The sequence below is a fragment of the Sediminibacterium sp. genome, from assembly GCF_019264485.1.
Lineage (GTDB): Bacteria > Bacteroidota > Bacteroidia > Chitinophagales > Chitinophagaceae > Sediminibacterium.
This window is the reverse complement of the sequence record NZ_JAHVAA010000014.1, coordinates 379,117-401,873: the sequence shown is the minus strand read 5'-3', so window position 1 is coordinate 401,873 and position 22,757 is coordinate 379,117. Positions and strand designations below refer to the sequence as shown.

Genomic DNA, 22,757 nt, shown 5'->3' with positions numbered 1-22,757 from the left:
AGCTTAGTTTTGAGATATGATAAGAGATAGCAGAAAGACAATAGTCCATAGTCCATGGTCCATTGTTTATGGTTTTTTAGCCCTGGCATTTTTACTACAGTCCTGCAACAGTAGTTTTACCCCCAAACCTAAAGGCTATTACAAGATTCATTTTCCTGAAAAAAACTATCAGTTGTTTGACCAGCCGGGTTACCCTTATTCATTCGAATACCCGAAATATGCACAGATTGTAAAAGACAGTACTTTTTTTGGAGAGACGACAGAGAATCCCTGGTGGATTAATGTAGAATTCCCGGAATTCAATGGAAGGATTTATATCAGTTATAAAACCATCGGGAAAAACCGGTTTGATACATTGGTAAAACATGCTTTTGTACTTACAGGTAAACATTCTGCCAAAGCTTACTCTATCGATGATTCGCTGATGATTACGCCAAACGGTATCAGCGGAATGTTTTTTGCTGTTGGAGGAGATGTAGCCACAGCAAACCAGTTTTACCTGACCGATTCAAATAAGCATTTTCTCAGGGGGGCCATGTATTTTGATGCTGCACCCAATGCCGATTCTCTGGGTATTGTAAACCGCTTTATTTTACAGGATATGCGGCACCTGATCAACACTTTTAAATGGAAACAATAATATAGCCGCCCAGGAATGGGCGGCTCTCAGGCAAACACTGAACTACCCTTCGGTAACCAGTATATTCCATTTACGCAGGAGCCCTCCTTTTGTTACGTAAAATGCTGTTAATTCTGTAGAAATCTTTACAGCTCTAATCTGTAAGCAAGCCGTTAAATCTGATTACCTTCGTAAACATGATAGCGATAGACAATAAACTCATTAGTGATGAAGTAATAGAGGAACAATTTGTTTGCGACCTTACCAAATGCAAGGGAGGCTGCTGCGAAGATGGTGATGCGGGTGCGCCCATGGAGAAATGGGAACTGGAAAAACTGAAAACGCATTACGAAACCATCAAACCCTATATGACCAAAGAAGGAATCGCGGAAATTGACAGGCAGGGTTTATACATTTACGATAAAGAATTCGGGTGGGTAACACCTACCATCAACGGTGCCATTTGTGCATACGGATACAGAGATAAACAAGGTATCATTAAATGCGGTATTGAACAGGCTTATAATGATGGAAAACTCGATTGGAAAAAACCTTTGAGCTGTCATCTTTTCCCCATCAAAACAAAAAAAAGCAGAAGAGATCCCGATATTGAATATGTGAATTATGAACCAAGAGAAGACCTCTGTAAAGCTGCCTGTTCGTTGGGTAAAAAGTTAAAAGTGCCTGTTTATGTATTTCTGAAAGATTCCCTGATCAGGAAGTATGGAGAGGAGTTTTATGAAGCACTGGCAGCAACGGCAGAACATATGAAAAACAACAAAGAAGATTAATCAATTATGACAGATACTGCCGCATCATTTATTGCCAAAAGTACCGTTAAGGCTGCCGACCTGGAACACAGGCGTAAAATCAATTTCAATATTGGTAAATACAACGCAGTTGTTCCCATCGGTAAGCAACAGTTTACTGATGTAATGCAGGTTAGGGAAAGGGCCAAGAACAGCAAGTGGGAGGCAATTGAACACCTTGACCGGTACCTGCTGGAGTTTGAAAAAAAAATCAGCGCAAGAGGAGCTAAAGTAATCTGGGCAGAAGATACAGAGCAGGCTCTGGATGCCATAGGAACAATCTGCAAGGAACGTAATTGCAAAACACTGGTGAAGAGCAAGAGCATGGTGACAGAAGAGATTCACCTGAATGACTACCTCGAAAAGAATGGTATTGAAAGTGTAGAAACAGATCTGGGAGAATATATTCAGCAATTAGACGGTGAGCCACCCTATCATATTGTAACACCGGCCATGCATAAAAGCAAGGAAGATGTAGCCAAACTCTTTGCCAGCAAATTAGGTACAAGACCCGATCTTACACCCGAAGAACTAACATTGGTAGCCCGTCAAAAATTACGCGAAAAATATGTAGAGGCAGAAGTAGGCGTAACCGGTGCCAATTTTATTATTGCCGATATAGGCGCTATCGCAATAACAGAAAATGAAGGTAACGCACGCCTCAGTTGTGCCTGGCCCAAAACACATATAGTAATTGTAGGGATTGAAAAAATGATCCCCTCTGTTACAGACATGGCTACTTTCTGGCCACTGCTGTCTACATTTGGAACAGGGCAAAAAGTAACGGTATACAATACTATTATCAGTGGCCCGCGGCAGGAAAATGAAACCGATGGCCCCGAAGAAATGTTTGTGATTTTGCTCGACAATGGGCGAACCAATCTACTCGCTAACCCCACTGCAAGAGAAGCTCTGTATTGTATCCGTTGCGGAGCCTGCTTAAATGCCTGTCCGGTATATAAAAATATAGGCGGACACGCTTATGAAACCACTTATAGCGGTCCAATCGGTAAAGTAATAACACCACACTTACGTGGGGTAGATGATTACAAACACCTGAGTTATGCCTCTTCTTTATGCGGTAACTGTACAGAAGTTTGCCCGGTAAGAATTAACCTGCATGAATTATTGCTCGATAACCGTCATGAAGCAGTAGTGCAAGGCTCTAGTACAATAGCAGAAAGAGTAGCCTGGAAAGCCTGGAAAATGGCCAGTCTCAACCGTATGATGATGAATATGGGCAATGGTAAAATGAAAAACTGGGTGGTGAATAAAGTTTTCAAAGGATGGTCTCTGCACCGCTCTCAGCTCGATTTCAGCCAGAAAACTTTTAATGAGTTGTGGAAAGAAAAACAAAAACACTCATCTTAAACAGCGAACTGCGTGCTGACTATTTTTTCGCCACATATCAGTCCGCGTCTCCGGTATATTGTAGCTGTATTGTTCAACGAATCGGTGATTCTTACAGATAATGTTGAAATTTATTTATCGAAGGAAGGTCCTTGTATCAATTATTCCAACCAATCAATAGATAAGGGTATACAAGTTATTCCCGTTACATTATTGAAAGAAACAGAAATTAGTATACAGGAAATACAAATACATCGTTGGCAAGACCTGCCGGTTTTCTTCTCCGGCTCGGGAGATATACCTTTTGATATTTTTGCTGCATCATTTTACCTCCTTTCACGTTACGAAGAATACCTTAATCATGAGAAGGACGAATATGGCCGATACGATCATCGCAACAGTATTGCCTTCCAGCATGGTTTTCTGGATATCCCATTGGTTGATTATTGGATGCTGGAACTTGAAAGAGAACTGCAAAAAAAATATCCTGATTATCATTTACCCGAACGGCAATTTGTAGTGCAACCTACGTATGACATTGATGTAGCTTATCGGTTTCGCTATGCCTCTCCTTTTAAAAATATCAAAGGCTATTTCACGGATTTGCTCATGGGCAGGTTTGATGCGCTAATGGACCGATCGGCTATTTACAGTGGCAAACAGAAAGACAGCTATGATATTTATGAGTGGCTTGATGAATTGCACCAGCAACATCAGTTAAAACCTTTTTATTTTTTCCTCGTTGCAGAAAAGCGAAAAGGCTATGATAAAAATGTAGATCCTCATACCAGCGGAATGCGTGAATTGATAAACACGCATGCAAAAAAATACAGGATTGGTATTCACCCGTCTGTTCAAAGTAATGCAGATGCGAATTGTCTGGAAAGAGAAATTAAATTACTTGCCTATCATGCCCAACAGCCAATCTCTGTTTCGCGCCAGCATTATTTGCAATTACACTTGCCTGAAACGTATCAAGCGTTGATAGATATGGGTATTCAACAGGATTATTCTATGGGTTATGGTGCCGTAAACGGTTTCAGGGCTTCAACCAGCCATCCTTTTTATTGGTATGATCTCTCAAAAGAACAAACTACTTCACTCCAGATCATTCCCTTCTGTTATATGGACAGTACGGCTATTTTTTACGAAAGACTGAATGCGGAAATGGCGTTGGAACGGATGCGGTATTTTTTACAGACAGTAAAAAAAACAAGTGGTGTGTTTACTTATGTAATGCACAACCATTTTTTAACAGAACAAAAAGAGTGGATCATGTGGCGTAACATGTATGAAACTTTCCTAAGAACAATCTAACAAAACTCCTTCTGTGTTCTTCTGTGCCTTCAGTGGCATTTAATATTGCCACTGAAGGCACAGAAGAACACAGAAGATTAGCCAACGTCTGCCAGAGCCTGTTCTCTTTGTTTTTTCAAACTTCTGTTTACGAGGAATACACCCACCAATGTAATTGCAGAACCGATTAAAATATCAATGGTTAATTTTTCATCCATCAGTACAGACCCGGTAAGAATGGCAATAATCGGATTGATATATGCATAGAGTGCAGCAATAGCAGGCTCTAAATGTTTCATCGTATAAATGAATGCCACAAAAGCCACAATAGAACTTACAAATACCAGGTAAGCAATAGCCAACCATGTACTGGCAGGAATGGCTGTAATAGGCATAGTGTTGCCAGAAGCCAGCGTCATAATCATGAGTAAGAAAGAACCAAGCAGCATTTGCCAGCCTGTGGCATTGTAGGCGTTAATCTTTACTTTGTTTCTTGCAATGATGATGGTACCAATGCTCCAGCTTAACATGGCAATGAGTGAAAGAATCAATCCCAACACATAACCTTCCGGCTGGCTATGAAAAGCGTTGTCATAAAATACAATACCAATACCCGTAATACCCAATAGTAGCCCCACAAAAGTTACCCAGGTAATTTTTGTATTTCGGAAAAAGATGCGTTCAATAATTACTACCGATAATGGATAGAGTGCGGCAATCAATGCAGCTAATCCACTGGGTATATAACGTAAGGCAACAGTGGCAAAACCATTGGCGATAACAAATAGCAATGAGCCCATACCTGCTAGCCATAACATTTGTTTGGCACTGGGTATTTTTTCACCCCTGATCAGGAAAAAACCAACAAACAAAGCACCTCCGATAAACTGGCGAATGGCAGCTACTTCCAAGCCAGGTACGCCACCTTTAACAGCAATTTTACTGGCTACCCAACTGGTTCCCCAGATGATACTGGTGGCTACTAAACCGATATATGCTTTTTGCTTGGTGGTCATTTATATTAATGGCGGAAATGACGAATACCAGTCATTACCATCGCTAATTTGTTTTCTGTACAATATTCAATACTGTCTTTGTCGCGAACAGAGCCACCGGGTTGAATAAAGGCTTCCATGCCTGCTTCGTGTGCAATCTGAACACAATCATTGAAAGGAAAGAAAGCATCTGAGGCAAGTACCGCACCTTTCAGTTCAAATTTAAACTGGTGTGCTTTTTCAATAGCGTGCCTGAGCGCATCAATACGGCTGGTTTGTCCGCAACCTTTTCCTACCAGTTGCTTGTTTTTTACCAATGCAATGGCATTACTTTTCAGGTGCTTACAAACCAGATTGGCAAATGCAAGATCTTCTTTTTCTGCTGCGGTAGTTTCTCTTCCGCCTACTTCTTCCCATTTGCTGTAATTGCCTTCATCACTACCTTGTTCAAGTACGCCATTCAAAATAGACTTGGATGGCTGTTTCAAAGCAGGTCTATCAGCTTTTAGTTGCAGTAATATCCTGTTCTTTTTACTTTTTAATACTTCAAGTGCATCTGCATCAAATGAAGGTGCAATCAGCACTTCAAAGAAAATTTCATTGATGGCATCGGAAGTGGTTTTGTCAATACTACCGTTGCATACCAGTACACCACCAAAAGCACTTTCAGGATCACCTGCAAGGGCCGCGTCCCAGCTTTCTTTAACAGTAGGTCTTGCAGCTATACCACAAACATTGGTATGTTTAATAATGGCAAAAGTTGTTTCATTGAATTCGCCAATCAGTTGTACGGCGGCATCAACATCTACAAGGTTATTATAAGAAAGCTCTTTTCCGTTCAGTTGTTCAAAAAGTTCAGCAAGGTTGCCATGAAAAACGGCCTGCTGGTGTGGGTTTTCACCATAACGTAAAGATTGCTGATGACCGGGGTTGAAGTAATTGCTGATGGCAATATCGTAATGCATAACTACTTCAAATGCTTTGGCAGCAAATGCTTTTCGCTGTTCAATACTGGTTGCACCCTGTTGTGCGGTTAATATCTGTTCCAGTGTACTATAATCATCTTTGGCTGCAATAACCACCACATCTTTAAAATTTTTGGCGGCAGCACGGATCATGGAAGGGCCACCAATATCAATTTTTTCGATGATGAGTTTTTCTTCACTGGTATTTTTTAAGGTTTCTTCGAATGGATAGAGATCAACAATCACCAGATCAATCTCTGGGATACCATATTGTTTCATTTCCTGTAAATCCTGCTCCTCATACCTGCGACCTAATATGCCACCAAATACCACAGGGTGTAATGTCTTCACACGACCACCCAGAATAGAAGGGTAAGTGGTTAAACTTTCAACTGCTACACATGCAATACCCAGTCCTTCGAGGAACTGTTGTGTACCACCGGTAGAATAAATGGTAATGCCTTCTGCCTGTAAACGGCGGGCAAGGGGTTCCAGACCATCTTTGTAAAAAACGGAAATAAGGGCAGACTGAATCTTCTTTTGCATAAAAAATGAAATATGTACCACCCTGATATGGTGGCTGATTGGTGAATAGTAGCTGCAATCGTCAGAAATCCATTACAAGAGTACCCTGCTCAGGCACCGAATGGTGGCGCAAATGTAGGCTGTCTGCTTCTTTTTTCCATTTCCGGATTTTCCACAGAGGGTTATTGTTATCCCAGACATATAGACTGGCCCTAAATAATTGCTGTAAACTGACGATAGTTACAGCCGGGTTGTTTTGCAGAATAAGTACATCAACTTCAATTGGAGCTGTACCGGTTTTGTGTGAAGGAACGGCGCTAAGCCAGGCTGCAGTAAATTTATTGACAGACATTACCAGATATGGGTTGGGTACAAAAAAAGCTTTTTGTTTGAATCCACCCATCCATGTATGTGTAGATAATCTCATTTTGTGTGTTGCCTCAATCTGTTCCTGTTTGCCGATGCTGATGTATTTTCCTGCACCAAATATTTCTGTAACCGTATTTCCGGGGAGATGATATACAATCAGCCGTTTTTTTTGCCTGATCTCTATATGTCTGTATGCGTACAGGGAAATCCCGACACAAATACAGATAAGTGAATAAAAAGCGTAACGGTTTTTTTTGATGATGATCCATCTGCACAGAAAAAATACCAGCAGGAAATAACAGGTAATTTGAGTTGCATTAATTTGTATATGATCAGTTACTGCAAAAGATAATTGTTCTGTATACCCAATAAAACGATTCATCCATTGCAAGACAATCTGTAATATTTTACCCAGGTATTGTGCAATGAATGAAAAAGGAGAAACGATGAGTAATAGTATGCAGCCATACAAAATGAACCCACTCAATGGAACCACAACCAGGTTGGTGATCATAAAAAGATTGGGAAACTGGTGAAAATGATACAACACAACAGGTATGGTAAAAACCTGGGCACTGCAGGTAACTACCAGTAATTGCCAGCAATAACGGAACACTTTATTGGGAATATACCAGTAACGATAAATGGGCCGGGTAAAAACCATGATACCGGCAACAGCAGCATAAGAAAGCTGAAAACCTACATCCCAAAGGTAAAATGGATTAAAACAAAGCAGGCAAAACATGGAAGCAGCAAGACTGTTAAAAGGATTATTCTTTCGCTGTAACCATTCGCCCAATATCATAAAACTAAAAATGACAGCGGCTCTTAATACCGAAGCACCTGCGCCTACCAGTAAACTAAAACTCCATAATGCTACGAGTAATAAAACAGGCCTTATCCATCTTATATGCCTGATTTTTTTTAAAGGAGAAGTGAGTAACAATAACAGTCCATAAACCAAACCCAGGTGCATGCCACTAATGGCAATTACATGAATAACGCCTGTTCTGCTGTAAGCCTCCAGTAATTCATCTTCCAGATCGAACGTATAACCGATAAGAAGCGCTTCTGCAATTGCCTGTTCCTGTTTTCCGGGAATGTATTTTCGAAGAATAGATAAAACTATTTGAGTTGTCTGAGAGCCCCGGGATGTCTGACTTGTATCTATTTGTTGATATTGACTGGCCCGAAGAAATAAACGATGATAAATATTATTTCTGGATAAATAGGTAGCATAGTTAAACGCGCCGGGATTGGTATTGGTGTCAACAGGTTGTAATGTTTGATTGATAAGTAAACGGTCGCCTTGTTTTAATGCCCCGTTTTTTTCCTCTTTGCTAAAATACAATAGCAACTTGCCTTTTACGGGCAACCATTTTCCATACTCAAATTTATATTCAATAGTAGCTGTTGTTTTGAAGGATTTTTTTCTTTCAACAGGTGTCTCAATTAATCGTATGAGCAGGGGTTGATGAATATTTGTATCATGACCAATCCAGTCTTTGTATGATGTAACTGAATAGGTATGCGTAATAATTGATCCAAGACAAATGAGCAGTATATAAATACCTGATCCAACCCAAACTGTAAGCCTGTATTTCTGTTGAACAGATAAGAATCGAAGAGCAGTAATACCAAGAAGAAGAAAGAGGATAATAGACAGCTCGATGGTAAGCGGGTGCGAAAAATAGTATTGCAGCAATATGCCCGCAATTAAGCCGGGCAATAATCGCAGAAACGGTGCCTGTTTTAAAAATGAAAAAATACCTGAACGCATCCTTAAACCTAACAGAAAAGGCTGCGTATTCTTACGCAGCCTTTTCATTCGAGTATTAATACACCGTATTTCCCGATGTTATCTCGAAAGATTCATACTTCTCTCTTTATACAGTGTTCTGAAATAAGGATCTCTCAGGTCTTTGATGAAGCGGATGGCTTCACCTGTACTTTTCATTTCAGGTCCGAGTTCTTTATTTACGCCGGGGAATTTGTCAAAGCTGAAAACCGGTTCTTTGATGGCATAACCTTCCAGTTTTTTCTCCATGGTAAACTCGGTAAGCTTTGCTTCACCCAGCATTACTTTGGTAGCAATATTCAGGTAAGGTATCTGGTAAGCTTTGGCAATAAATGGTGTGGTACGTGAAGCCCTTGGGTTGGCTTCGATTACAAATACTTTACCATCTTTAATAGCAAACTGTATATTGATCAATCCTTTAATGTTCAGTGCCCTTGCAATCTTCTCACTGTAATATTCCATGGTTTCAACAATCAACGGTGTGAGGTTGAACGCAGGTAAAACGGCATTACTGTCGCCACTGTGAATACCCGCTGGCTCAATATGTTCCATTACACCCATGATATGGAAGTTTTCGCCATCAAAAATGGCATCTACTTCCGCTTCCTGGCAACGGTCGAGAAAGTGGTCGATCAGAATGGTATTGCCGGGAATATGTTTTAACAGGCTGATTACTGCTTTCTCAACTTCTTCATCATTAATAACAATACGCATACGCTGTCCACCCAATACATAACTCGGACGAACCAGTACGGGATAACCTACTTTGTTGGCTACTTCAATGGCTTCTTCTGCTGTAAAAGCAGTACCATATTCAGGATAGGGTATATTCAGTTCTTTTAATAAATCACTGAAACGGCCACGATCTTCGGCAATATCCATGCTGTCGAATGAAGTACCGATGATGCGAATACCTTTCTGGTGTAATCTTTTGGCCAGCTTTAATGCTGTTTGTCCACCCAATTGAACGATAACACCTTCCGGTTGCTCCAGTTCAATAATTTCCCAGAGATGTTCCCAGAAAACGGGTTCGAAATAAAGTTTATCGGCCATGTCGAAATCAGTAGATACTGTTTCGGGGTTACAGTTCACCATAATGGCTTCGTAACCGCATTCTTTAATGGCCAGCAGACCATGTACACAACAATAGTCAAACTCAATGCCCTGACCGATCCGGTTGGGACCACTTCCCAGGACTACAATTTTTTTCTTTTTAGATGGAACCGATTCGTTGGATGATAAAGTAGGATAGCTCATTTGCGACAAATTGCGCAAAAATAAGGGTATGAAAGAATTTCGCCCTGTTATTTTTCAAATAAATGAAAATTGACAGCCAGGAGAGGCTGTTAATCGGCCAGTTCCTCACACTCAAAGCCGGCATTTTGCAGCAATTGCTCCACTTGTCGGGGTGAAATCAAAGGATCAGCTTCAATACGTAATATGTTGTCGCTGTCGTGCAAATCAACATTCCAGCGGTGAATACCCGACATCGGGTTCAGTAAACGGCCTGCATGGTGTACCAAACCTGTATCTTCCAGGTTGGTTTTAAAGATCAGGATGTGCATGCTAACAGTTGTTTGGTTCTTTTGAATTATTCAGCTTTGGCATCTGAACTGACACCGGCTTTTTTCCACATGTTGCACCGGTGTTTCCATTCTTCTTTTATTTTTTCTCTTTCCTCTTCACTCATACCAGATAATTTCTGTTCCATTTTTTCTTTCCATCTTTTTTTATAATCGCCTCCTTTACCACGAAATCCGCCAAATAATATTTTACTCAACACCAGCAAACCCAAGGCCTGCCAGTAATTAACAGTTGATACCTGTACCACTTCTGCCAGAACCCCATTCCAGAGCAGCATTACTACCCAGGCCAGCAGCGCTAAGCAGGCAACGGCAATCATGGTAAAACCAATGATTTTTTTGATCCAGAATTTTTTGTGCATGGTATAAAAATTTAAGATTGATTCAATAATTCATCCCGTAAGTTACCCAGTCTTTCACGCAGGTGTAATACGGCATAGCGCTTGCGGCTGATGAGCGTATTTACGGTTTCTCCGGTTTGTTCAGCAATATCTTTAAAAGGAATGCCTTCAATTTCATTTAATACAAAAGCTTCTCTTTGCGGTGTTGGTAATTCATTTAGTGCTGCATATAAAGCATCCCAGAAGATAGAACGGAGATAGGCTGTTTCGGGGTTGTTTTTATCATCAAAAAAAAGATCAGACCATTCAAAACCCTCCTCTCCATTGCTCTGGTAAAGGTCTTCAAGCAGTTCTGGTTTTTTCTTTCTTTGTTTATCAGTGATTTTGTTGCGGGTAACGGTAAATAACCAACTCGTGAGTTGTTCAATAGGTTTGGTATTACCCATGAACTGGTAAAATACATCCTGCAAAATATCTTCGGCATCGGCCTCACTGCTAACCCGCTTGCGGATAAAGCCCATCAGCCTTTTGCTGTAGGTATTGATAACCTCAGTGATATGCTTGCCGCGTGAGTCGCTCATAGTAGCCTGTATCTGCCATGCCTGATCCATACAAGAAAGGTTGACGAACAAGGCATTTGAATATTGTAAAACACTCCTGTTTTTTTGACCGGAATACATCATTTGTCGCAGTAATGCTGCTTTTATTGCAGTTCCCCGGCTTTTTCATGATCATCGTAATAATCTCTTAGCCTCAATAATTCCTTTTTCATATTTGCCAGCACATCTGCATATTTTTTATCTGCAATCAGATTTTTCTGTTCGGTGGGGTCATTTTTCAAGTCGTACAATTGCCATTCATTAACGGTATAGAAATAAATCAGCTTATGCCGGTCGGTGCGCACACCCAGGTGCTGCAATACCGTATGATCTGCATTGTACTCATAAAAATGGTAATACAAACTGCTCCTTGGAACCCTGGCTCTTGGATCCTTCAATATTGTTTTCAGGCTAAGTCCCTGCATGGATGAAGGAATATCGATACCCGCCACATCTAAAAAAGTAGGAGCATAATCAATGTTCTGCACCATCGTATTATTTTTTGTTCCCGGCTGAATATGACCGGGCCAACGGGCCATTAATGGTGTACGCATCGATACATCATACATCCATCTTTTATCAAACCAGCCATTCTGACCTAAATAAAAACCCTGGTCGGAAGTATATACAATCAAGGTGTTTTGTGCGAGACCGCTATTGTCGAGGTAATCTAATAGTTTACCAACACCTTCATCAACCGAAGCAGCAGTAGCAAGATAGTCCTGCATGTACCACTGGTATTTCAATTTGAGTAACGCATTGCCTTGCGGACGTTGTTCCTGTAATATTTTTCCACGAACTGCATAAATGTCTTTGATCTTTTGTCTTTCGGCAACCGGAATGCGGTTGATGATGCTGTTGTAATAAGCAATCTCAGCAGAATCGGGTTTTAGCCATGGAATATCCATCAGGTATGCAGGATCCACTTTCAGATCACTGGATAATTTCATATCGTGAAGAATACTCATGGTCTGTAGCTTCCATGCAGTTCCTCTTCCGGTGGTGTCGGCATATAAAGTAGCCGGTTCAGGAAATGTTCTGTCTTTAAAGGCTTCAATATTTTTTGGTGAAGGAAAGAAATAACGATGTGGTGCTTTATGATGGAGCAGTAAAAGAAAAGGTTTGCTCTGCTCTCTTTTATGCTGCAACCAGTCAATGGCCTCGTTTGTAATTACTTCTGTGGCATAACCTGGATAGGTTGTTGTATCGCCATTCATCTGAATCAGTCTTGGCTGATAATACAATCCTTGTCCGGGTAATATTTTCCAGTAATCAAAACCGGTGGGATATGTATGCAAATGCCATTTACCTACAATGACGGTTTGATAACCATTTTGCTGAAACAGTTTAGGCATGGTGAGCTGGCTGCCATCAAAACGTGTGCGGTTATCTTTCATGCCATTCTTGTGCGAATGTTGCCCGGTAAGCAAAGTGGCGCGTGCAGGCCCGCAGATGGAGTTGCCTACAAATGCCCGCTGAAACAATACACCTTCATTGGCAATACGGTCTATATTGGGTGTTTTAATGAGTTTCGATCCATATGCACTGATGGCATCTGCATCATGGTCATCGCTCATAATATAAATAATATTGGGTTTTGATTGTGCAGCGCAGAACAATGGGAAAAGCAGGCAGATCAGCAGGTATTTTTTCATATAGCGTATATATTATCGGTCAACAATTCCAGTATAAACCTGTTAGCTTTGTACACAAAGTTTTTTTATGGAATTTGGCCGTGTACCCGAAGCAGAACTGAATACCATTAATTTCTCACTTCCCTCAGAGCCTTTATTCAACCAACAGGTATTGAAAGGTAAGAAACAAAAAGAACCCAGGGTATATCTCGGCTGTGCAAAATGGGGGAGGACGGAATGGGTAGGAAAAATATATCCACCTAAAACCAAAGAGAAAGATTTTCTGGAACATTATGTAAAACACTATAACAGCATAGAGTTAAATGCTACGCATTATAAAGTGTATGGTGCAAGTGGTATTGCCAAATGGGCAGAGAAAGCAAAAGGAAGAGATTTTAAGTTCTGTCCAAAAATGTATCAGGGTGTTACACACCGGGGAAGTTTAAAAGGGAAGGATTTTATTACCACTGAATTTCTGCGTGGCATAGTTGCTTTCGAAGAACACCTGGGTCCGGTCTTTGTACAGGTAAGTGATGCATTTACGCCGAAGCGAAAAGAAGAGCTATTCGATTTTCTCCGTTCGCTACCCACCGATATGCAGTTTTTTTTGGAAGTGCGCCATCCTGATTGGTTTGGTAAACCCGATATTCAGCAGGAACTGTTCAATACACTCAAAGAAATAAATATGGGTGCCGTAATAACAGATACCAGTGGACGCAGAGACTGTGCACATATGCATCTTACAGTTCCTAAAACATTTATCAGGTATGTAGGTAACAGCCTGCATCCAACAGATTATACAAGAGTAGATGAATGGATCGACAGAATGAAACACTGGATTGACCACGGAATAGAAGAACTCTATTTTTTCATGCACATGCACGATGAAGCCTATTCGCCGGAATTAACAGTGTACATGGTTGATCGGTTGAATAAATTATGTGGACTGTCTTTACAAAAGCCCGATTTCGTTCAGCAGCAGCAAACATTGTTTTAGCAGGCATGACGAATATCAGTTTTTATCAAACAATGGTTTTGTAATTTTAATCAAAGCATTTGTTATGAAAAAGCTGATACTGTTATTACTCATCGCGGTTATGTTTAGTCAATGTTCTTCTGTTCGGATATTTAATACCGAAGCAGCTACAGATGCAGAGCCAGCACATTATAAGACATTTGGATTTTATGAAGTAAAAGCATCCGGCGATACCATTCCCCGGACTTTCGATGAACGAATGGCTATACTGAAAAAAGCGATTCAGGCTGAAATGGAAAAGAAAGGATATCGGTTTGTTAGTTCCTCTCCTGATTTGCTGGTGAATATTGGTATTGCGGTGAAGCAGGAAGTGCAAACACGTCAGACCAACTGGCAGAATGATGGTCGTTTTACTTATATGGGTCAGCGTAACTATAGCTGGAAAAGTGAAGAGATTGAAGTAGGCCGTTATCGTGAGGGAACACTTACCCTGCATATTATTGAAGCAGCAAGACATAAGATGATCTGGAAAGGTTCAATGGAAGGCGTTATTCCTGAAAAATCGGACCCTACAGGTAAAACTGCGGGACAGGCTTTACAGAAATTGTTTGCGGAATATCCATTTACGGCCAATTAATTAGCGAACCATACACAATTCATCCCACCGGGTAGTATAACGTGGACTGCGTAACTCCTGCCGCATTTTCCAGTTGCGGGTGGTGCCAGAGGAGGCGAATTTCAGTACATCATCGCGCATGGCAAAGTTTACATTGTCGATGGTGTCCATGAGTAAGCGATGGTTATTTTCTTCCGGTTTTTTAAACAGGTTACCCTGTACCGAATCATCGGGTACAATACCGCTTAACATTACACCTGCTTTTTTATAGATGCGTCCTTTTTCGTACAGGCGTTCTGTTAGTTCAAGCGCAGGTTTAATCAGTTCCTGTGTAAAGGAAGTAGCCACAGGAAGTTTTATATAACTACTCACGGTAGGTCCGTGCCTGAAATAGGTAGTGTGCGACTCTTCTTTCGGCACCACAAATACGCTGATGATATTCGCGGCGCTGTATTGTCTTCTTAATTTTTCTGCAGCCCTTGAAGTATAAGTGGCCACCGCTTCTTTGATATCTTTTAAATCGGTAACCGGTGAACCAAACATACGGGTAGTGGCAATCATTTTTTTTCTCAGTCTTTCGTCTTCCATATCAGAACTAATCATTCCTTTAAGTTCTCTAACAAGTCTTACTCCTGTTACACCTCCTAATTGTTTTTGAGCCCAACCAATATCTTTAATGCTGAGATCGTAGGCGGTATGAATATTCAGTTTTTTCAGTTTTTCTGCATACTGGTATCCTACGCCCCAAACATCATCCACCGGCGTTTTATGCAATGCCTGTTCAATTTTTCGTTTGCTGTCGAGTACCAATACACAATTGGTAACTTGCTTATGTTTTTTCGCCAGCCGGTTGGCTACTTTACTCAATACCTTGGTGGGAGCTACGCCAATAGAAACAGCAATACCTGTCCACTGTTCCACGGTATGGCGTATGTATTGTGCAAATGCAGGGAGTTCCTGGGGCGGAATATGATCGAGGTTTAAAAATGCCTCATCTACCGAATATACTTCAACACAATTGGGCGGAAGTAATACACGCAATGTTTCCATTACCCGCCAGCTCAGGTCGCCGTACAAATTATAGTTAGAAGAAAAAGTAGCCACATTATATTTTTCAATCAATGGCTTAGCCTTGAAATAAGGGCCGGCCATTTCTACTCCCAGTGTTTTGGCCTCATCACTACGCGATATGATACAGCCATCGTTATTACTCAATACCACAACCGGCCGGAGCATTAACTCCGGTCTGAACAGGCGTTCGCAGGAACAGTAAAAACTATTACAGTCAACAATGGCGCGCATGTTCCCCCCTGCCCCCTAAAGGGGGTTGTTTTTTAAGTGTTCATTAATCGTATTGATAACCTGTTCTGTTTGATGTAATATCTCGTCATTGGTAAACCGAAGAACAGTTAGTCCTAATGATCGTAATGCGGCTTCACGTTCCTGGTCATTCATGATTATATCGGCCCTGTTATGAATGGATCCATCTGCTTCAATAACTAATTTTTTTGCATGGCAATAAAAGTCAACGATATAATAGTTTAAAGGATGTTGCCTCCTGAATTTATATCCGTAAGGATGCGTTCTTAAGTGCTCCCATAATTTTTGTTCTGCGTCTGTAGGGCGACTTCTTAATGCTTTAGCCCGCTGAAATATTAGCGGCCCCGCCTCATAAAACATTCTTGTTGTCATATAAAGATTTTTTAAAGTTAAACATCCCATCCCCCCCTTCAGGGGGCTAGGGGGCTAAACCGTATGAATACAATAGAGTACTACACCCCACACCGCAAACCCGGCAAAAGGATCCACTTCAATGTCACCGAATTTTTTATTCTCGGCGATCAGTCTTTTTTTATTGAATCCATCTGCAAAACGACGAATCAGTAATTCGCCATTGAGAATGGCTACAATGATGCGCCCGTTAGCCTGACGAATACTTCGGTCCACAATCAATACATCACCCGGGTAAATGCCGGCATCGGTCATGGCTTCGCTGTTCATGCGAAAAAAGAAAGTAGCGGGTTTATTACGTATCAGTTGTTCATTCAAATCGATGCCTCTTTCCATATAATCGTCTGCAGCAGCACCAAAACCTGTTGCATTGGCCATGGGAACTTCCCACTGGTTAAACTGTTTAGAGCCCTTATAGGCGGCTCCGTACCACTGTTCCCCATCCATATAAATAAAATTTTGTTTAGCTAAATATTTTAGTAAATTTATGCTAAAATATTTATCCGATTAATTTTTGTTTATGGAAATACCAACCATCATGGCACACAAATCAGCAGGTATAGCGGTTAATACACTGAACCGTTATCGTTTAATGGCTTATCCGGATATGGAAACAGAATTGTTGATAAGGGCCGAACAACAATATATACAGAGAAAGTATCGTACAGCCGTTCCTGTACAGCCAACCGGTATTGTGGTGGCTGAATTTATGGCCCGGGAAGATATGGAAGCTACACTGATTCGTTGGATGCACCGGATCATCAGTACACAACCCAGTTTCAGCATCAGTATACAGGGTTTTGGCGCTTTATCGTCCAGGCAATTGTATTTGCGGGTGCAGGAACAAGCACCTTTTCATCAATTGGCAGGAGCCATGCAGGTAGTAGATCAGTATATCAGAAGTTATGATTGTCCACCCGCCAAAAGATTTACGCACCCCTGTCTGCCTTTAACAGAAGCAGTGCCCGATCAGGAATTTAATAAAGTGGTACATGAATATGCCGAGCGGAAAATCAATTTGTCTTTCGAAATAAAAGAGCTGATGCTGATTCGTAACAGGCAGGAGACAGAAACAGGAAAACAGATTAACCTGTTTCGATTACAGCCAGGAAAGATATAATGTTTCCCTGCCCCGGATTTCAATCCGGGGGCAAAAAAGAAAAGCCATGAGCATTTTTTCCAGTGAACACCAGATCGCAGAATACCTGTTGGTGCTTGAACCGCATGAAGCATTGAAACAAACCATACAGTCGGTGAAACAGCATTTTGCAGATAAGTATGATTGTCCAACAGCAGCATATAGCAAACCTCATATCACTTTACTAAAGTGTATGCAGTTTAGTATGACAGAAACCAGGTGGATTCCTAAACTGCAAAGAATAGTAGAAGGGACTACAGCTTTTATGGTAGAGTTGGAAAACTTTGGAAGTTTTCCAACGCATACGATCTATATACAGGTAAAGACAAAAAATCAGATAGTTGAACTGGTAAAATCATTGAAAGAAATTCAGTCGCTGGTTAAACTCGATAAAGAACATAAACCACATTTTATTACCGAACCACATTTTACCATTGCCCGGAAATTACAACACTGGCAGTTTGAACAAGGGTGGAACGAATATGGTAACAGTGAGTTTTCGGGGAGGTTTATAGCAGATCATGTGTTATTGATACGGAAGCGATTGGAAGAGAAAAAATATGAAGTTATTGGGAGATTTAAAATGTTAGGGATGAAGCAAACGGTGGAGCAAATGCAACTTTTCAACTCATCTTCAAAGTAATTATGGAAGACGAAGAGCAATACCTGAAAGGCCGCGGCGCGCAATTCAATCCACGTAACCGGTTCCTTAAAAATGAACGGATCAGGGAGCATATAGAAGCTATCGACGATTGGACTGAGCCGAATGCAGCAACAGTATACCTGGAAGATCAGGCAAAAAGCATTGTGAATAAGGTGGATAGTCCGGATGTGGGTATGTGGTACAGCATGAACCCTTACCAGGGTTGCGAGCATGGTTGTATTTATTGCTATGCCCGTAATGCCCATGAATACTGGGGTTATAGTGCCGGACTTGATTTTGAAAGAAAGATCATTGTGAAAAAGAATGCACCTCAATTGCTTCGTAAGTTTTTGATGAATAAAAACTGGGAGCCTGTGCCGATCAGTCTGAGCGGAAATACAGATTGTTATCAACCGGCAGAAAAAAAATTCAAACTTACTCGGCAGTTACTCGAAGTATGCAATGAGTTTAATCAGCCGGTAGGAATGATTACCAAAAATGCAGGTATACTACGCGATAAGGATTTATTACAGGAAATGGCAAAAAAGAACCTTGTAAGTATTCTCGTGAGTATTACTTCTTTTGATGAAGACCTGCGAAGAACGATGGAACCAAGAACCACTACTGCCAAACAACGCCTGCGTGTGATTAAAGAGTTGAGTGAAGCTGGTGTACGGATGGGTGTGATGCTGGGCCCTATGATACCCGGACTGAATGAACATGAAATGCAAAGAATTATGAAAGCCGCCAGTGAAAACGGCGCAGTGTTCAGTGCGTACACATTTATCCGTTTAAACGGTGCCATCAAACTTATTTTTCATGACTGGCTCTATAAAAACTTTCCGGATCGTGCCGATAAAGTATGGCACCTGATACAAAATGGCCATGGCGGACAGGTAAATGATAGCCGATATGGTGTTCGTATGCGTGGTGAAGGACCCATTGCCGAACTGGTGCAGCAGCAGTATGTGAAGTATAATAAATTGTATAAACTGAATGCAGAACGTTGGGAGTTGGATGCTACAAAATTCAGAAGACCGGGGGAGCAGGGGAGGTTGTTTTAATTGCTTCCTGCTGGCTTGTTTCCTGTTCCTTATCACTTATCTTTAAACATGCCCGCCCTTCTCCGCCAGCTAAACCGAAACACCGCTATTGCCATTGTTGTTGGCGGCGTAATTGGCTCCGGTATTTTTATGAAGCCTTCATTGATGGCGGCGCAATTACAATCTCCCTATTTATTATTAGCTGTTTGGATTGTAGCAGGTGTTATTACCCTGTTTGGCGCTTTATCAAATGCAGAAGTGGCAGCCATGTTTCCCGAAACCGGCGGACAATATGTTTTCTTCCAGAAAATGTATGGAGAAAGATTTGCTTTTTTATACGGCTGGGCGGCATTTGCTGTATTCAATACGGCTGGTAATGCTTCTATTGCTTATGTGTTTTCTCAATACACCAATTATCTTGTTGAATTACCAAGACTGAATGATTCTGTAGAACAGGCCTGGACATTGCATATCCCCTTTGTAGGTAGTTTTTATCCGTTACAACATATAGGCGTGAAGTTATTGACGGTGGCGGTGGTATTGGTATTAACCTATATCAGTTACAGAAGTGTGGAGTATGGGGGCAGGTTACAACGAATACTTACAGCCTTAAAAGCCTTGGCCATACTGGTCTTGATAGGAAGTGTTTTTTTCTCCGGTAAAGGTTCTTTGAGTCATCTTTCAGCAAGCCCGGCAACAGCAGCAGCTGGCTGGGATACTGTGCTACTGTTTATGGCTGCCCTCTCAGGCGCATTCTGGGCCTACGATGGATGGAATAATATTTCATTCGTGGCAGGTGAAATAAAAGAACCACAGAAAAATATTCCTTTGAGCCTGCTTCTGGGACTTGGCTTTTGCATTCTTGTTTACCTGCTTATTAACCTGGCATTTATTTACCTGATGCCCATAAATGTATTGGCCACTTCTACTTTTGTAGCATCAGATGCGGCAACTATTGCATGGGGTGCCGTTGGTGGTATTTGCATTACTATAATGGTCATGTTATTTGTATTGGGTACCACCAATGCCAATATCCTGGCAACTGCGAGGGTTACTTATGCTATGGGCACCAATAACAGATTTCTGTCGTGGGCAGGCAAAATACAACCCCGCTACCATACACCCGGAAATGCTTTGTGGTTAAATGCTATATGGACCATCATCCTCATTTTCAGTGGCTCATTTGATATGCTCACAGATATGCTCATTTTTGTAACCTGGTTCTTTTATGGCATGAGCGCATTGGGCGTATTTATTTTGAGAAAGAAGATGAAAGATATACCAAGGACCTATAAAGTGTGGGGCTATCCCTTTGTGCCATTGATTTTTGTACTATTTACCAGTTTCTTTCTTGTTTCAACATTGTATAATGATATCAGCAACTATATAAATGGGCAAAGCCCCGTAATCAATTCGCTTTTGGGGGCACTCATTACCCTCACTGGCCTCCCTGTATACTATTTTTCAAGAAGAAAGCAATAAGCTATGGGCTATAAGCCATCAGCTATGGACTATTCCCTACTTAGTTCTATTTTCGCCACAAATCAGCATAAACATGGAAGCCGTGATACAAGGCATTGGTGAACTCTTTTCTTCTGTACAGCAAAGAACAGCAGACCGTATTGAAAAACTGCCACAGAGTGGGAGCGACAGAATCTATTTCAGGTTATATGCGGGTGATGATACATTTATAGCCACCTATAATATTAACCAGAAAGAAACCAACACTTTTATCCAGTTCAGCAGACATTTTAAAAAAGCAGGACTCCCTGTTCCGGAAATTCTGGGTGTGAATGCAGATAATACAATTTATATACAGGAAGATCTGGGAACAGAGTCATTATTGAATCAACTGGAAAAATTGGGTCATACCGATGAACCGTATCAACTGTTCCAGAAAAGCCTGGCTGCGCTGGCAAGAATACAAATACTTGGAGATAAAGGACTGGATTATAATTTGTGTCTTACCGCCAAAGAATTTGGTAAACAGGCCATCCTGAGTGATCTCTTGTATTTTAAATATTACTTTCTAGATACACTTCAATTGCCTTACGATAAACAGGCCATGCTCGATGATTTTGAGGCATTGAGCACCTACCTTACCCATACACAATATAAATATTTTATGTTCCGCGATTTCCAGAGCAGGAATATTATTGTAAAAAATGGGAATGTAAGTTTTATCGATTTCCAGGGAGGAATGAAAGGCGCTTTACAATATGATGTTGCTTCCTTATTGTGGCAGGCAAAAGCCGAATTGAGTGAAGAGTGGAAAAACAGTCTCCTGGACTATTATATGGATGAGATTGACCAGCTCCTAAAAGAGCCGGTTGACCGCATCACTTTTGTAAGCCAGTATAATGGCTATGTATTGATTCGTTTGCTGCAGGTAATGGGTGCTTATGGTTTCAGGGGTTTGTTTGAAAGAAAAGCACATTTTCTGGCGAGCATACCATTGGCATTACGTAACCTGAAATTTTTTATCGAACACAAACGCATTGGGATTATTACGCCAGAGTTCGACAGGGTCTTAAAACTCGTGGTGGCGGAAGAAATGGTTCATCGATTCGAGCCACAACAGGCCAATGAACTAACGCCACTTGTTATTCACATCAACAGCTTCAGTTACAAAAAAGGGATACCCTCTGATGAAAGTGAGAATGGTGGCGGTTTTGTATTTGATATGAGGGGTATATTAAACCCTGGCAGGTTTGATGAGTACAAAAAACAGAGCGGACTGGATAAACCTGTTCAGGATTTTCTGGAACAAAGAACCAAAATGAATGAGTTTCTGAATAGTGTATGGGATCTGATTGATATTACAGTAGAAGAGTATCTTAAACGTGGGTTCAGTAACCTGATGATTAATTTTGGATGTACAGGAGGCCAGCACAGAAGTGTGTATGCGGCTGAACAAACCGCAAGGCACTTGCGAAATAAATACAAAGTAAAAACCATATTGCATCATACCAATAAAGAAAACTGGGTAAAATAAGCCATTATGAAAGCAATGATACTGGCAGCAGGTTTGGGTACCAGGTTAAAACCCTGGACCGATCATCATCCCAAAGCACTGGCATTGGTAAATGGGAAATCTTTGCTGGAAAGAAATATTGGTTACCTGCAGCATTTTGGTATTAAAGAAGTGCTGGTGAATGTGCATCATTTTGCCGATCAGATTGTGGCGGCAGTTGAAAAGAATAATGGTTGGGGCAGCAGGATAACCATTTCTGATGAAACAGATGAAGTGCTGGAAACGGGCGGTGGGCTAAAAAAAGCCTCAGACTATTTTGAATCGGAAGAAGATTTTGTGGTAATGAATGTTGACATACTTACACAACTTGATCTTGGCGCCATGATTGCACAACACCTGCAACAGCGACCACTGGCTACGCTCGCTGTTTCTAATAGAAATACATCCCGCTATTTTTTGTTTGATGCAGAAGGTTCTCTGAAAGGATGGCGTAATGTAAATACCGGAGAAGAAAAACCGGCAAATATTTCAACAACAATTGCCGGTCTCAGGCAGATGGCTTTCAGTGGTATTCATGTTATCAATGCAGGCCTACTCAAATTAATAAGCCGTGAAGGCAAATTTTCGATGGTAGATGTATACCTCGATTTGTGTGCCGATCATCAGATAAAAAGTTATGATCATACAGGTGCCGTATTGGTAGATGTAGGCAAGCCTGAAAGTATTCTCAAAGCAGAACAAATTTTTGCCTGA

The 22,757-nt window shown here is 41.1% G+C and carries 23 protein-coding genes; 12 read left to right on the top strand and 11 right to left on the bottom strand.

Translation table 11 applies throughout. From position 1 onward, the window contains the following. Window positions 1-16 precede the first annotated feature (16 nt). The 4 genes from KXJ59_RS13280 to KXJ59_RS13265 all read left to right on the top strand — a co-directional run bounded on the left by KXJ59_RS13280 (window position 17) and on the right by KXJ59_RS13265 (window position 4,095). Window positions 17-640 (top strand): hypothetical protein, encoded by a 624-nt coding sequence (locus KXJ59_RS13280; protein WP_295205499.1) that lies wholly within the window; start codon window positions 17-19, stop codon window positions 638-640. Between the two features lie 176 nt (window positions 641-816). Next, window positions 817-1,410: a DUF3109 family protein gene (locus tag KXJ59_RS13275; RefSeq protein ID WP_295205496.1), complete on the top strand. Its 594-nt coding sequence runs from the start codon at window positions 817-819 to the stop codon at window positions 1,408-1,410. A 6-nt stretch (window positions 1,411-1,416) separates the two neighbouring features. Further along, entirely contained in the window at window positions 1,417-2,799 is a 1,383-nt protein-coding gene (locus KXJ59_RS13270) for a LutB/LldF family L-lactate oxidation iron-sulfur protein (RefSeq protein ID WP_295205493.1), read from the top strand. Window positions 2,800-2,811: 12 nt separating this feature from the next. Beyond that, window positions 2,812-4,095, top strand: a complete 1,284-nt coding sequence (locus KXJ59_RS13265) for a polysaccharide deacetylase family protein (RefSeq protein ID WP_295205491.1) — start codon at window positions 2,812-2,814, stop codon at window positions 4,093-4,095. A 77-nt stretch (window positions 4,096-4,172) separates the two neighbouring features. Here KXJ59_RS13265 and KXJ59_RS13260 read toward each other — a convergent pair whose 3' ends face one another. The 8 genes from KXJ59_RS13260 to KXJ59_RS13225 all read right to left on the bottom strand — a co-directional run bounded on the left by KXJ59_RS13260 (window position 4,173) and on the right by KXJ59_RS13225 (window position 12,904). Then, window positions 4,173-5,090 (bottom strand): EamA family transporter, encoded by a 918-nt coding sequence (locus tag KXJ59_RS13260; RefSeq protein ID WP_295205489.1) that lies wholly within the window; start codon window positions 5,088-5,090, stop codon window positions 4,173-4,175. Window positions 5,091-5,095: 5 nt separating this feature from the next. Further along, window positions 5,096-6,580, bottom strand: coding sequence for a bifunctional phosphoribosylaminoimidazolecarboxamide formyltransferase/IMP cyclohydrolase (gene purH / locus KXJ59_RS13255; protein WP_295205486.1), 1,485 nt, complete (start codon window positions 6,578-6,580; stop codon window positions 5,096-5,098). A 61-nt stretch (window positions 6,581-6,641) separates the two neighbouring features. Next, a complete protein-coding gene (locus KXJ59_RS13250) occupies window positions 6,642-8,756 on the bottom strand; it encodes a ComEC/Rec2 family competence protein (RefSeq protein ID WP_295205483.1) in 2,115 nt (704 codons plus the stop codon). 30 nt (window positions 8,757-8,786) lie between these two features. Further along, window positions 8,787-9,983, bottom strand: coding sequence for an ATP-grasp domain-containing protein (locus KXJ59_RS13245; protein ID WP_295205480.1), 1,197 nt, complete (start codon window positions 9,981-9,983; stop codon window positions 8,787-8,789). An 89-nt stretch (window positions 9,984-10,072) separates the two neighbouring features. Then, entirely contained in the window at window positions 10,073-10,291 is a 219-nt protein-coding gene (locus KXJ59_RS13240) for a hypothetical protein (RefSeq protein ID WP_295205477.1), read from the bottom strand. Window positions 10,292-10,317: 26 nt separating this feature from the next. Beyond that, window positions 10,318-10,671, bottom strand: a complete 354-nt coding sequence (locus tag KXJ59_RS13235) for a hypothetical protein (RefSeq protein ID WP_295205474.1) — start codon at window positions 10,669-10,671, stop codon at window positions 10,318-10,320. A gap of 11 nt (window positions 10,672-10,682) precedes the next feature. Continuing rightward, window positions 10,683-11,261, bottom strand: coding sequence for a sigma-70 family RNA polymerase sigma factor (locus tag KXJ59_RS13230; protein WP_295205471.1), 579 nt, complete (start codon window positions 11,259-11,261; stop codon window positions 10,683-10,685). A 92-nt stretch (window positions 11,262-11,353) separates the two neighbouring features. After that, window positions 11,354-12,904 carry a sulfatase gene (locus tag KXJ59_RS13225; protein WP_295205468.1) on the bottom strand — a complete coding sequence of 517 codons (1,551 nt, stop codon included), beginning with the start codon at window positions 12,902-12,904 and terminating at the stop codon, window positions 11,354-11,356. A gap of 67 nt (window positions 12,905-12,971) precedes the next feature. Between KXJ59_RS13225 and KXJ59_RS13220 the strand changes: the two genes are divergently transcribed. Both KXJ59_RS13220 and KXJ59_RS13215 read left to right on the top strand, forming a co-directional pair. Further along, window positions 12,972-13,880 carry a DUF72 domain-containing protein gene (locus tag KXJ59_RS13220; RefSeq protein WP_295205466.1) on the top strand — a complete coding sequence of 303 codons (909 nt, stop codon included), beginning with the start codon at window positions 12,972-12,974 and terminating at the stop codon, window positions 13,878-13,880. 64 nt (window positions 13,881-13,944) lie between these two features. Continuing rightward, the gene (locus tag KXJ59_RS13215) at window positions 13,945-14,496 is read left to right on the top strand and encodes a DUF4136 domain-containing protein (protein ID WP_295205463.1); all 552 of its coding nucleotides are present in this window, start codon (window positions 13,945-13,947) and stop codon (window positions 14,494-14,496) included. Here the strand turns inward: KXJ59_RS13215 and KXJ59_RS13210 are convergent, their stop codons facing one another. Genes KXJ59_RS13210 through umuD form a run of 3 tightly spaced genes read right to left on the bottom strand, consistent with a single transcriptional unit; the run spans window position 14,497 to window position 16,653 of the window. Next, the gene (locus tag KXJ59_RS13210; RefSeq protein WP_295205457.1) at window positions 14,497-15,777 is read right to left on the bottom strand and encodes a Y-family DNA polymerase; all 1,281 of its coding nucleotides are present in this window, start codon (window positions 15,775-15,777) and stop codon (window positions 14,497-14,499) included. It abuts the gene before it with no gap. A 15-nt stretch (window positions 15,778-15,792) separates the two neighbouring features. Continuing rightward, the gene (locus KXJ59_RS13205) at window positions 15,793-16,167 is read right to left on the bottom strand and encodes an endonuclease domain-containing protein (protein ID WP_295205454.1); all 375 of its coding nucleotides are present in this window, start codon (window positions 16,165-16,167) and stop codon (window positions 15,793-15,795) included. Between the two features lie 54 nt (window positions 16,168-16,221). Then, window positions 16,222-16,653 carry a translesion error-prone DNA polymerase V autoproteolytic subunit gene (gene umuD, locus KXJ59_RS13200; protein ID WP_295205451.1) on the bottom strand — a complete coding sequence of 144 codons (432 nt, stop codon included), beginning with the start codon at window positions 16,651-16,653 and terminating at the stop codon, window positions 16,222-16,224. Window positions 16,654-16,726: 73 nt separating this feature from the next. On the opposite strand from umuD, the gene KXJ59_RS13195 reads away from it, so the two are divergent. The 6 genes from KXJ59_RS13195 to KXJ59_RS13170 all read left to right on the top strand — a co-directional run bounded on the left by KXJ59_RS13195 (window position 16,727) and on the right by KXJ59_RS13170 (window position 22,757). After that, window positions 16,727-17,326 carry a hypothetical protein gene (locus KXJ59_RS13195; RefSeq protein ID WP_295205449.1) on the top strand — a complete coding sequence of 200 codons (600 nt, stop codon included), beginning with the start codon at window positions 16,727-16,729 and terminating at the stop codon, window positions 17,324-17,326. A gap of 46 nt (window positions 17,327-17,372) precedes the next feature. Beyond that, entirely contained in the window at window positions 17,373-17,987 is a 615-nt protein-coding gene (locus KXJ59_RS13190) for a 2'-5' RNA ligase family protein (protein ID WP_295205446.1), read from the top strand. Between the two features lie 2 nt (window positions 17,988-17,989). Continuing rightward, entirely contained in the window at window positions 17,990-19,051 is a 1,062-nt protein-coding gene (locus KXJ59_RS13185; protein WP_295205443.1) for a PA0069 family radical SAM protein, read from the top strand. A 48-nt stretch (window positions 19,052-19,099) separates the two neighbouring features. Further along, window positions 19,100-20,512: an amino acid permease gene (locus KXJ59_RS13180; protein WP_295205441.1), complete on the top strand. Its 1,413-nt coding sequence runs from the start codon at window positions 19,100-19,102 to the stop codon at window positions 20,510-20,512. Between the two features lie 73 nt (window positions 20,513-20,585). Continuing rightward, the gene (locus KXJ59_RS13175) at window positions 20,586-22,025 is read left to right on the top strand and encodes an RNase adapter RapZ (protein WP_295205440.1); all 1,440 of its coding nucleotides are present in this window, start codon (window positions 20,586-20,588) and stop codon (window positions 22,023-22,025) included. A 6-nt stretch (window positions 22,026-22,031) separates the two neighbouring features. Further along, the gene (locus KXJ59_RS13170) at window positions 22,032-22,757 is read left to right on the top strand and encodes a sugar phosphate nucleotidyltransferase (protein ID WP_295205437.1); all 726 of its coding nucleotides are present in this window, start codon (window positions 22,032-22,034) and stop codon (window positions 22,755-22,757) included.